Annotated in this window: 9 protein-coding genes; 2 read left to right on the plus strand and 7 right to left on the minus strand. The window is 61.4% G+C overall.

Annotated features, from left to right (window positions below):
- Positions 1-5: 5 nt before the first annotated feature.
- Complete coding sequence (locus ICM05_RS12115) at positions 6-1,484, minus strand: XRE family transcriptional regulator (RefSeq protein WP_188024886.1); 1,479 nt, start codon at positions 1,482-1,484, stop codon at positions 6-8.
- A 182-nt stretch (positions 1,485-1,666) separates the two neighbouring features.
- Between ICM05_RS12115 and aceA the strand changes: the two genes are divergently transcribed.
- The gene (gene aceA, locus ICM05_RS12120) at positions 1,667-2,959 is read left to right on the plus strand and encodes an isocitrate lyase (RefSeq protein ID WP_188024887.1); all 1,293 of its coding nucleotides are present in this window, start codon (positions 1,667-1,669) and stop codon (positions 2,957-2,959) included.
- Positions 2,960-3,009: 50 nt separating this feature from the next.
- A complete protein-coding gene (aceB, locus tag ICM05_RS12125) occupies positions 3,010-4,656 on the plus strand; it encodes a malate synthase A (protein ID WP_188024888.1) in 1,647 nt (548 codons plus the stop codon).
- Positions 4,657-4,698: 42 nt separating this feature from the next.
- Here aceB and mnhG read toward each other — a convergent pair whose 3' ends face one another.
- Genes mnhG through ICM05_RS12155 form a run of 6 tightly spaced genes read right to left on the minus strand, consistent with a single transcriptional unit; the run spans position 4,699 to position 11,046 of the window.
- Entirely contained in the window at positions 4,699-5,055 is a 357-nt protein-coding gene (gene mnhG, locus ICM05_RS12130) for a monovalent cation/H(+) antiporter subunit G (protein ID WP_188024889.1), read from the minus strand.
- On the minus strand, positions 5,048-5,383 hold the full coding sequence (locus tag ICM05_RS12135) for a monovalent cation/H+ antiporter complex subunit F (RefSeq protein ID WP_188024890.1): 336 nt from the start codon (positions 5,381-5,383) through the stop codon (positions 5,048-5,050). The genes mnhG and ICM05_RS12135 overlap by 8 nt, the downstream gene beginning before the upstream one ends.
- The gene (locus tag ICM05_RS12140; protein ID WP_188024891.1) at positions 5,380-5,946 is read right to left on the minus strand and encodes a Na+/H+ antiporter subunit E; all 567 of its coding nucleotides are present in this window, start codon (positions 5,944-5,946) and stop codon (positions 5,380-5,382) included. Before ICM05_RS12140 ends, ICM05_RS12135 begins: the two co-directional genes overlap by 4 nt.
- Entirely contained in the window at positions 5,943-7,604 is a 1,662-nt protein-coding gene (locus ICM05_RS12145) for a Na+/H+ antiporter subunit D (RefSeq protein ID WP_188024892.1), read from the minus strand. Before ICM05_RS12145 ends, ICM05_RS12140 begins: the two co-directional genes overlap by 4 nt.
- Positions 7,601-8,080: a Na(+)/H(+) antiporter subunit C gene (locus tag ICM05_RS12150; RefSeq protein WP_188024893.1), complete on the minus strand. Its 480-nt coding sequence runs from the start codon at positions 8,078-8,080 to the stop codon at positions 7,601-7,603. Before ICM05_RS12150 ends, ICM05_RS12145 begins: the two co-directional genes overlap by 4 nt.
- A complete protein-coding gene (locus tag ICM05_RS12155; RefSeq protein ID WP_188024894.1) occupies positions 8,077-11,046 on the minus strand; it encodes a Na+/H+ antiporter subunit A in 2,970 nt (989 codons plus the stop codon). The genes ICM05_RS12150 and ICM05_RS12155 overlap by 4 nt, the downstream gene beginning before the upstream one ends.
- Between the last annotated feature and the right edge of the window lie 352 nt (positions 11,047-11,398).

Genomic DNA, 11,398 nt, shown 5'->3' on the forward strand with positions numbered 1-11,398 from the left:
ACATATTACGGAATATTCGTTGCTGCACGCTCGTGAGCCTCCAAGAACGCGAAAACTTCGTGGTTGTCAACGCCGGGAAATGCGCCCGTCGGCAACGCGGCGAGCAGGCTGGTCGGGGTCGCTGCTTCCGGCCAGGCAAGGTCGCGCCACTTTTCGGTGAGCTCGGGCGAGGCCATCCGACAGCAGCGGTCGTCTGGGCACTGCGAGGCGGTCCGGTGCGGGGTGTCCCTCCCCCGGAACCACTTCACATCTTCAAACCGCACGCCGGCGCTGACCGAGTACAGCCCTTCCTTCGCCTTTTCGACGCGCGAGGTACACCAGTAGGTGCCGCCACTCGCCATGTCCGTGTACTGGTACCAAGGGTTGAACCTGTCTGGCTGCGCAAAGATCGTGCGCGCGGTCCAGTTACGACAGATCATTGCACCTTCAAGATTGCCGAGCGCGTCAGAGGGGAAGCGCACCCCGTCGTTTTCGTATGCCTTGATCAGGGTGCCAGACTCATGCACCTTGGTGAAGTGCACTTCGAGGTCCAAATGACTGGTCGCAAGATTCGTGAAGCGGTGCGCGGCCATCTCATACGACACCGCATAGGCATCACGCAGATCTTCCATGGAGATATCGCGTGCGGCCTTCGCTTCCTGCAGGGTGCGCAGTGTCGATCGTTCAGGCAGCAGGACTGCCCCAGCGAGATAGTTTGACTCCACGCGCTGCCGGAGAAAGTCTCCGTAGCTCTTTGGCTCCTCGTGCCCACACACAATGCCCGCGAGCGCCCGCAGGATCGGCGCACGCGCGTCCCGCGACGGGAGCGTACTACTCAAGTAGATGCGCCCGTTGCGGCGATCAATGACCGACCTGGTCGAGTGCGGCATTCCCGAGACATAGTGCAGGCTGAATCCTAGCTGCTCCGCAATCCCGGAGACCGTGCGCTGAGACACGGGCCCATCGGTGTACCCCACACGCTCCAACAGCTCACGGGCGACACGTTCGAGATCTGGGTAGTAGTTGTTGAGGGCCCGCATTTCTGCACGCAACTCGGTGTTCGCACGTCGCGCTTCTTCCGGCGTGGCAGCCCGCTCACGGTGCACCCGCTCCACTTCCTGGTGCAGTCCCAAAATCGCTTTCAGCACTTCGTCACTCGCGGTCTTTGAGACGCGGATCGGCTGCAGTCCAAGCGCCTGAAACACCGGCCCACGCTGCGCTCGCTCAACGGCGATCTCCAGCGCAGCCCGCTCGCTCGGCGCCTCGTCGCTCAGCAACTCATCGAGCGAAGCTCCGAGCGCAGCCGCAATGGCTCGCAGCAGCGGCAAATGCGGCTCGCGTTTCCCGTTCTCAATGGCAGAGAGCTGCGAGGGCGCCCGATCCACGCTTTTTGCAAGGTGATCAAGCGTCATGCCGAGTTCCATTCGGCGTTCGCGAATGCGTCGGCCGAGCACCAGCGCATCGCTTGTCTCGGATGTTGAAGGGTCTGGGGTGACTGACGGCATTGTCAGCTCCTCTCGTAAAGGCTTCTCCTCATCGTGACAGCTTCACGAAAGTTTGCGCAAGCAGAAATACTGCGATTCTTCACCCGGAAAAACCGATAACTCCCCCCGTGCAGTGCCCGCAAGATGGGGGTACCGCACAGAAATCCCTCTCACTTTCAGCGGATTAACCGAAGGAGCACATCGTGACGAACGACATCGCAAGGGCAGTAGAGCTCGAGCAGGACTGGGCAACCAACGCACGTTGGAAGGGCATTACCCGCGACTACACCGGCGAAGACGTCGTGAAGCTCAGCGGTCGCGTACAGGAAGAACACACGCTCGCTCGCCGTGGCGCAGAGAAACTCTGGAAGCAGCTTGCCGAGGAGTCTGCCACCGGTGACTACACCAACGCACTCGGCGCCCTCACCGGCAACCAGGCAGTTCAGCAGGTCAAGGCAGGCCTTCGCGCCATCTACCTCTCGGGTTGGCAGGTAGCTGCTGATGCCAACATCTCGGGCCAGACCTACCCCGACCAGTCGCTCTACCCCGCAAACTCAGTCCCTCAGGTCGTTCGCCGCATCAACAACGCGCTGCTGCGCGCCGACCAGATCGAGTTCTCGGAGGGCATCCACACGGTTGAGGATTGGCTCGCACCCATCGTCGCTGACGCGGAGGCAGGCTTTGGTGGCCCACTCAACGCCTACGAGCTCATGAAGTCGATGATCGCTTCGGGCGCAGCAGGCGTTCACTGGGAAGATCAGCTCGCGAGCGAGAAGAAGTGCGGCCACCTCGGCGGCAAGGTCCTCATTCCGACCCAGCAGCACATCCGTACCCTGAACGCAGCTCGCCTCGCTGCCGACGTGGCAGACGTACCGAGCCTCATCATCGCTCGTACCGATGCGGAGGCAGCAACGCTCATCACCTCTGATGTCGATGAGCGCGACCGCCCATTCATCACCGGCGAGCGCACCGCGGAAGGCTTCTTCAAGGTCGAAAACGGTCTCGCACCCTCGATCGCTCGCGCGAAGGCCTACGCACCCTACGCAGACCTTATCTGGATGGAGACCGGTACCCCCGACCTCAAGCTCGCTCGCGAGTTCGCTGAGGCAGTCAAGGCCGACTTCCCCGACCAGATGCTCGCGTACAACTGCTCGCCTTCGTTCAACTGGAAGCAGCACCTCGACGATGCAACCATCGCAAAGTTCCAGCGTGAGCTTGGCGCAATGGGGTACACCTTCCAGTTCATTACGCTGGCCGGCTTCCACTCGCTCAACTCGTCGATGTTTGACCTTGCACACGGCTACGCACGCAACGGCATGTCGGCGTACGTCGAGCTGCAGGAGCGCGAGTTCGCTGACGAAGCTCGCGGCTACACCGCAACCAAGCACCAGCGCGAGGTCGGCACCGGCTACTTCGACGCAATCTCAACCGCACTCAACCCCTCGGCATCGACCCTCGCACTCGTGGGCTCGACCGAGGAGGGCCAGTTCCACTAATCCACGCTTGCTCAGCAACGCAGACACGTAACGCATAGAACGGAAAGATCATGACCACCATGCAGGCGGCCGCGCCGCAGCGCACCGCCACTCCCCTCGGCCCCCGCATTGAGGTGCTCGGCCGGCCCCAGCCACGATTCGATGAGATCCTCACACCCGAGGCACTCGAGTTCGTCACTGCCCTCCACGAGAAGTTCGCGACCACCCGCCACGAACGCCTCGCAGACCGCCAGCGCCGACGCTACGAGATCGGCAACGGCCGCGACCCGAAGTTCCGTGCGGACACCCAGCTCATCCGCGAGGATCCGAGCTGGCAGGTCGCGGGCGCAGGTCCTGGTCTGGAAGATCGCCGCGTCGAGATCACGGGTCCGACCGACCCCAAGATGACGATCAACGCGATGAACTCCGGCGCCAAGGTGTGGCTGGCAGATCAGGAAGACGCCACGAGTCCGACCTGGCACAACGTCATCGGTGGTCAGCTTTCGCTCTACGACGTGATCCGCGAACAGCTCGAGTACACGAGCCCCGAGGGCAAGCAGTACCGAGTGACCGCTGAGCAGACTCCGACAATCGTGATGCGCCCCCGCGGCTGGCACCTGGTTGAGAAGCACATGCGCTTCGTTGACGCCCAGGGCCAGGCCGGGGCCGCCTCAGGCAGCCTGGTCGACTTCGGTCTCTATGCTTTCCACAACGCGCGCGAGCTCGTCGCTCGCGGCCGCGGCCCGTACTTCTACATTGCCAAGCTCGAATCGAGTGAAGAAGCAAAGCTGTGGGATGACATCTTCACCTACACGGAAGAAATGCTCGGTCTCGCGCACGGCACGATCCGCGCAACTGTGCTGATCGAGACCCTGCCCGCAGCGTTCGAAATGGAAGAAATCCTCTACGTCATGCGCGACCACATCGCTGGTCTCAACGCCGGCCGCTGGGACTACATCTTCTCCATCATCAAGAACTATCGTGGCCGCGGCGCACGCTTCGTACTCCCCGACCGCAGCGAGGTCACCATGACGGTGCCATTCATGCGGGCCTACACGGAACTGCTGGTGAAGACGTGCCACAAGCGCGGCGCACACGCCATCGGCGGCATGAGCGCGTTCATCCCGAACCGTCGCGACCCAGAGGTCACTGCACGTGCAGAGGAGAAGGTCACAGCCGACAAGCGCCGCGAAGCCACCGATGGCTTCGATGGCACCTGGGTGGCGCACCCAGACCTCATCCCGGTTGCGCGCGCAGAGTTCGACGCGGTGCTCGGCCATCGCCCGAACCAGGTAGATCGACAGCGCGATGACGTTGAGGTCACCGCCGCACAGCTGCTCGACGTCCACATCGGACGCGACGTTACCGAAGCCGGGGTTCGCGAAAACGTGTCGATCGGCATCCGCTACATCGAGGCCTGGCTGCGTGGCCTGGGTGCTGTCGCCATCGACAACCTCATGGAGGACGCCGCGACGGCTGAGATCAGCCGCTCGCAGATCTGGCAGTGGATCCACCAGGATCAGACCACCGCAGAGGGTACTCGCATCACCCGCGCGTGGGTCCAGGAGCTCCTTGACGAAGCGGTTGCGGGCTTCACCCGGTTCGATGGTGATCGCTATGACGATGCGGCAGAACTCTTCGCAGAGGTATCGCTCGGCGACGACTTCCCAACGTTCCTGACGCTTCCTGCTTACAGCAGGTATTTGGTAGACGCGTAACCATACGCGTCACGGCAAACGCCGAGGCAGAACCGGTGCTGGTTATGCCTCGGCGTTTGCGCGTTCAATGGCGGGTTCGAGCTCGTCAAGCACGAGGCTCTCATCGTCGAGCTCGCCGGTGCGGTACGCCGCGCGACCCACCATGTGCGCGGCAACGGGCGCCGTGAGTGATTGGAAGATGAAGACCGGCACCAAGGCAAACAGGGTCATGAACGACTGCTGTTCAAGAGCGATTGCGAGAATCACGAGGAGCAAGCCAAAGATCTGCGGTTTCGTCGCAGCGTGCAGCCGGCTCAGGACATCAGGGAAGCGCAACAAGCCGATGCCCGCCGCCACCGAAAGGATGGCAGCAACCAGCAAGCAACACATCGAGATGACGTGGAGCACATCTTCAATCATGAGCGCCTTCTCCTTCGGGAACCGATGGTTCGATCGGGGTTGCTTGCGAGGTCTCGAGCTCTGCCTTACGACGCACGAACTTCGCCACCACGATCGTGGCAAACGTTGCGGTTGCGGCAATCACGATCATGAGCGGGATCGTGTGCGTGTGACCGCGCACCACCATGTCGACGCCCAGCGCCAGCATGACCGTGGTGAGGAGTACGTCAGACGCGACCATGCGGTCAAGAATTGACGGACCGCGCATGATGCGGATGATGGCGGCGATGGCCGTGAGTGAGAGGCCGGCGCACACCGCGATCAGCATGATCATCGTGAATGTGGTCATCGCACCTTCCCCATTTCTTCCTTCGACCCTGCCGCGAGGATGAGCAACCGTTCAATTCGCGCAACTTCTGCACGCATTGCGGCGACCTCTACCCCGGTCGGCGTATCGATCGCGTGGAGATACAGCGTGGACCGGTACCGATCCACCTCAACGACGAGCGAGCCGGGAATCAGTGAAATCGTCAAACCCACCATCGTGAGGATGAAGTCAGATCTCGTGCGCAGCGGCACCTCAATGATCGAGGTCTTCGGGGCTGGCCCCGGCTTCACCGCGAGCCATGCCACGTTCCAAGAGGCGATGGCAAGCTGCGAGAAGAAGTGCGCCAGATAGCGGATCGCCCACCACACGTTGAATCGACCTGCGAGATCAACCGGCGGCAAATAGAACACTCGCATCGCGAAGAAGGCAACGACGAGGCCGCTCACTGCTGACAGCAGCGAAACTTCACGCCAGAGCATCATCCAGAGGATGACGAGGCCGACAATGAGGGGAATCTCGTGCAAGCGGATCCGCCACTCAATGCGACGCGCGTTTCGCTCTGCTGAGCGCTGTGCAGAATTCAATGGGCACCTCCCTCATCGGTCGATGTGGTCTCACCTGAGCCGCCTGGCAGCGCGGGGTCACCGTTCAGCACCTGTTGCACAATCGCCTTTGGTGCCATGAGGTCGTTACCACCACGTTCCGCATACGCCATGAGCGGGCCGGCAAACACGGTGAGCAGGATACTCACGACGACCATGCCAGCTGTAGCTCCGGTCATGAGCTTCGGAATGTCTTTCTCTTCCTGCGTAGGCTGCGCATCTGGGGCGTCCTGCAGCTGCTCAAACATCTGCTCCTCGCGGCGACGCAGAATCATCGCCTCGGTCGAGGGCTGCTTTGCGCTGCCGCGATCCGCGTCCTTGCGTGCCTTGGGGCGCCAGAACGCCAGCACCCACGTGCGCGCGAGGGCGTACAACGTCAAGAGCGACACCAGTGTGCCGATGCCGATGAGCCAGTAGGCGCCGACCGTGCCGGACTGCGCGGCCGCGGTGAAGAGACCAATCTTGCCGATGAAGCCGGAGAACGGTGGGATGCCGCCCAGGTTCAGCATCGGAATGAAGAAGAGCACGCCAATCACGGGTGCGGATCGCAGCACGCCACCGAGCCCAGACAGCGAAGTCGTGCCGCCGTGCCGTTCCAGCAGACCCACCGCAAGGAACAGCGTCGTCTGCACGATGATGTGGTGGACCATGTAGTAAATCGTGGCGCCGAAGCCCAGGCCGGTCGCCATGCTGATGCCGAAGATGAGGTATCCGATGTGGCTGATCAGCGTGAAGGAGAGGAGTCGCTTCACATCGAGCTGCGAGATCGCGCCGAGAATACCCACGAGGAGCGTAAGTCCGGCGATCACCATGAGGAGGCGATCGATACTCGATTCTGGGAACAGCTGCGTCTGCGTGCGCAGAATTGCGTACACGCCCACCTTGGTGAGCAGGCCAGCGAAGACCGCGGTCACGGGCGCGGGAGCCGTCGGGTACGAGTCTGGCAGCCAGAACGCGAGCGGGAACACCGCTGCCTTAATGCCGAACGCAATGAGCAACAGCAGGTTCAGCACGAGCTGGACATCATCGGGGAGCTCTGCGATCCGCACCGTGAGCTGGGCCATGTTCACAGTGCCGGTCGCGCCATAGATGACACCGATCGCGGCAAGGAACAGGGTCGAGGACACGAGCGACACGACCACATAGGTGACGCCGGCGCGGATCCGCTGCGCGGTGCCACCAAGCGTAATCAACACGTAGCTGGCGACGAGCAGAATCTCAAAGCCAACAAAGAGGTTGAACAGGTCACCGGCGATGAAGGCGTTGAAGACACCCGCGCCGAGCACCATATAGGTCGGATAGTAGATCGAGACCGGTGTCTCATCGTCACCGTCGGCAAAACCCTGGCCGATGGAGAACAGGAAGACCGCGAGCAGCACGACCGCGGACACCGCAATCATGATCGCCGAGACACTGTCGATGACCAGCGAGATGCCAAACGGGGCAGCCCAGCCGCCCACCTGCATAATGAGAGTGCCGTTCTGGTGCACCAAGAACATAAACGCGATGCCAATGACCAGGACTGCGGTCAGGACCAGCAGGGTGATGCCCTGCTGGATTCGGCGGCGGCCGGGCAACGCCAACGCGAGCGCCGCGCCAGCGAGCGGAATGAGGACAACGAGCGGAACAAGCTGAATCATGCGTTGCGCTCCCCCGTCACGAATCGATCGCGGCCGTCAGAATCCTCTGGCGTCTCGTCTTCGAACTCAGGTGCGTCCTCGAGGTCTTCGTCTGTGAGTTCCTCAGTCGTGAGCATCTCTGCGTCAGCAAGACCGAGATCCTCTTCATCGTCTTCCAGGCGGTCATGTGCACCCTGGGCAAGTCGCCAGGAACGGTAGATCAGTGCAAGCAAGAACGCACTTACACCGAATGTGATCACAATTGCCGTGAGAATGAATGCCTGCGGAAGCGGATCACTCATATCTTCAGCAGCGGTGCCGTCAGCGATTGGGGCGCTGCCAAACGAACCAGACATGAGGAAAATGAGCAGGTTCGTCGCATTTCCCACCATCAGGAAGCCAAGCAGCAGACGGGTGAGCGCACGGTCGAGCATGAGGTAAATGCCGCACGCGTACAGCACCACCATCACGAGTACCAGAATGAGTGGCATCGTCATCGCGTCTTCACCTCCGTTGCGATCGTGTCGGTTGTTCGAATTTCTTGGGTCGGCGCATCATCGTCCGATAAGTCTTGGCCAGAATCGAAGCCAAACTCTTCGTCTTCTTCTTCGTGCTCGTCAATCTCTGCGCCAAGGCTGCGAATCACGTCAAGCACGAGCCCGAAGACCACCAGGTACACACCGACATCGAAGAGGGTCGAGGTGACGAATGGCAGTGTGCCGAATGGGCCAAGATCAACATCTACCCAAGCCGAGGCAAGCGCGGCCTGACCGAAGAACATCGGCAGAATCGCCATGGTGACCGCAAGCGCAAGTCCGGTGCCGAGGATGCGACCAGCATCAAGCGGGACCGTTGCCCGGAGCTCATACCGACCGCCGGCGAGGTATCGTGCAACGAGTGCAAGACCCGCCACCAGGCCTCCTGCGAAGCCGCCACCAGGCAGGTTGTGGCCTGCGAGGAGCAGATAGATCGACAGGATGATCAGCGCGTGGAAGATCAAGCGCACCACGACCTCGAGAATGATCGAGCGACGATCCGGATCGAGCATCCGGCCAGAAAGCAGCCAGCTCAGACGACGCTCGGGATCCTTCGGATCAATCACTCGCATCATGTGATCCTGGATCGCACTGCGCGCCTCGCGACGGCTCAGCTTCGGCTTCGTGTCGACGCGCGTACTCAGGAACACGAGCGAAGCAACACCCGTGGCAGCCGCGAGCACGACGGAGAGCTCACCAAGCGTGTCCCAGCCGCGGATGTCGACCAGCATGACGTTGACGACGTTGTGGCCATGACCGCCATACACGGCAAGATCTGGCAGCTGCAGGGAAATCGGATCCGCCACTCGCGAGCCAAGCGCAATGAGCGCGACCGCGCCGAGCACCAGGCCGACACCGATGCCGATGCCAGCGCGAGCCCAACGCACCTTCACCGACGCTCGATTCCCGAACCGAGGCGCGAGGCGACGGATCACAAGCACAAACGCGATGAGCGTGACGGTTTCAACGAGCAACTGCGTCAGCGCAAGATCGGGAGCACCGTGCAGCGCGAAGATCACGGCCATACCGTAACCCGTCACGCCGACGAGCAGCGCAGCCTTAAAACGAGTGCGAGCGCGCAGCGAGTAGATCGCCGCAAGAATCACGATGATCGCGATGGGAATCTGCACCGGCGAAGACACGAGTTCCCACTCCTGCGGCCATGGCCGCAGTGCCAGGACTGTTCCGCCGACGCCGAAGATCAGCACGAGCAGAATCACCGCGAGGTAGAACGGAAGAGAACCGCGCTGCGTGATCGCAGTCATCCGCACAGCAAAGGCGTCGAGCCAGTGGGTGATCAACCAGTAGAAGTGCGAAGCGGACCAGCGCTCGGAGGCCGGCGGCAACTTCGCCTGCAGCTTCCGTGCGGGGAAGAAGAGCAGCGTACCGAAGATCATCACTGCCAGCGAGATCCACAGTGCCGGCGTGAATCCGTGCCACAGGCTCAGGTGTTCCGCAGTGACATCAACGCCTGGGGTGTTCGGTGCTGCGAGTTGGAACACGGGATCCAACAGCGGTGCGATGATGCCGAACACGAGCGCGATTGAAACGAACACCGTCGGGGCGACGAAGAAGGACCGCTTCGGCCTGTGCGTGACCGGGGTCGGTGCGCAACCGGGCTTCGTCATGAATGCGCCCCAGAAGAAGCGGATCATGTAGGCAACAGTCAGCAGACTACCGACGAAGGCCACGATGAGTGCGAGCCAAGCGACGGGCTGTCGGTGCGCTGCCTCGAGGAGTTCGGTGAACACTGACTCCTTCGCGACAAATCCGAAGAAAATCGGGAACCCAGCCATCGAAGCTGCAGCGCCAGCGCTCACCACAGCGAGGACGGGGAACCGCTTGGACATCCCAGAGAGCCTGCGAAGATCTCGCACACCGGTCGCATAGTCGATAATGCCAACAGATAGGAAGAGCGGTGCCTTCGCCGCGGCATGCGCAAAGAGCATGACCAGGGCAGCAAACGTGGTGACCGGATCACCGACGCCGACTACCATGACGAGCAGTCCGAGCTGGCTGACCGTGCCGTGGGCAACAATGAGCTTGATATCGTTCTGGCGAAGCGCACGAATGCCACCGTTGAGCATCGTAATGGCGCCGAGGATGACGAGCGTCCATCGCAGGCCAGGAACATCGCTGAAGCCAGGACTCAGGCGGATCAGTAGGTAGACGCCTGCCTTCACCATCGCAGCGGCGTGCAGATATGCACTCACCGGCGTTGGTGCTGCCATTGCAGAGGGCAGCCAGAAGTGCGTGGGGAAAATAGCAGACTTGGTGAGCGCGCCAACTACGACAAGGTAGATCGCCACCGTCGCGAGCACACCTGATGGCGGATTCGCGACGAGCTCGCTCAGCAGCGAGGTCCCGGCGGAATTCACGAGCAGCACGAAGCCCACGAGCATTGCCAAACCACCGAACGTGGTGACCATGAGTGCTTGCAGTGCCGCGACGTTCGCCGTGCGCAGCCGGAAGACATGACCGATGAGCAGGAAGGAGAAGACCGTGGTCCCTTCCCAGAAAATGAAGAGCAGATACAGGTTGTCTGCCAACACCAGGCCAAGCATTGAGGTCGCAAAGCCCATAAACACTGCAGCGAAGCGCGGCTGGCCAAGATCAGTATCGTCGAAGTACGAGGCGCAGTAGAACAGCACAAGAGCGCCGGCGCCACTCACCAGCAAGGAGAACAGCCAGCCAAGCGTGTCCAGCCGGAGAACAATATCTAGGCCAAGCTGCGGAACCCAAGGAATGGACTCAACGAACACCTCGCCGCTCAGCACGGCGGGGCCGAATGACGCGAGCACAGCGAAGACAACCGCCATGATTGCGGCAAGCACATAGAATGCGCGGCAACGAATGCGAGAAGCCAATAGGTGAGTGACGGTAGATACCAGGGCCAACCCCAAGAGCATGAACGTCATAACACCCATAGGCGTAGCTCCCCTGCTGCCGATACCACGGCGTAAGTCAGATCATTTTTACCAGTCTAGCGAACCCGCGCCTGGCAGATGCCCGTGTTGCAGGATGCGACGGATGCACGGGCCACCCGGTGAGCGTCAGCAAGCGCTGAGACGGACAAATAACACGAGCATGAGAATCCGTCCCCCGGTGCGGGTGAACCTCATGTCAGTGGGCGTGTGCCTGGTTGTGGGTACAAAAAAAGGGGGCCCGCCCCCTAGCCCCTCCCCCTACAACAGGAAAAGAAACCAGGGAACGAACCCCCAATAAAACAGTGAAAGGGAAACAACACGCTTGCACTCATTGCAAACCGTTGCTCCCCTC

It is taken from the genome of Leucobacter sp. cx-42 (assembly GCF_014529985.1).
Classification (GTDB): Bacteria; Actinomycetota; Actinomycetes; order Actinomycetales; family Microbacteriaceae; genus Leucobacter.

Bases quoted from the DNA above. Each gene is read 5' to 3' on its own strand.
- ICM05_RS12135 (WP_188024890.1), bottom strand. From the start codon at position 5,383: ATGACCACATTCACGATGATCATGCTGATCGCGGTGTGCGCCGGCCTC.
- ICM05_RS12115 (WP_188024886.1), bottom strand. From the start codon at position 1,484: ATGCCGTCAGTCACCCCAGACCCTTCAACATCCGAGACAAGCGATGCG.
- ICM05_RS12145 (WP_188024892.1), bottom strand. From the start codon at position 7,604: ATGATTCAGCTTGTTCCGCTCGTTGTCCTCATTCCGCTCGCTGGCGCG.
- ICM05_RS12155 (WP_188024894.1), bottom strand. From the start codon at position 11,046: ATGGGTGTTATGACGTTCATGCTCTTGGGGTTGGCCCTGGTATCTACC.
- ICM05_RS12150 (WP_188024893.1), bottom strand. From the start codon at position 8,080: ATGACGATGCCACTCATTCTGGTACTCGTGATGGTGGTGCTGTACGCG.
- aceB (WP_188024888.1), top strand. From the start codon at position 3,010: ATGACCACCATGCAGGCGGCCGCGCCGCAGCGCACCGCCACTCCCCTC.
- mnhG (WP_188024889.1), bottom strand. From the start codon at position 5,055: ATGATTGAAGATGTGCTCCACGTCATCTCGATGTGTTGCTTGCTGGTT.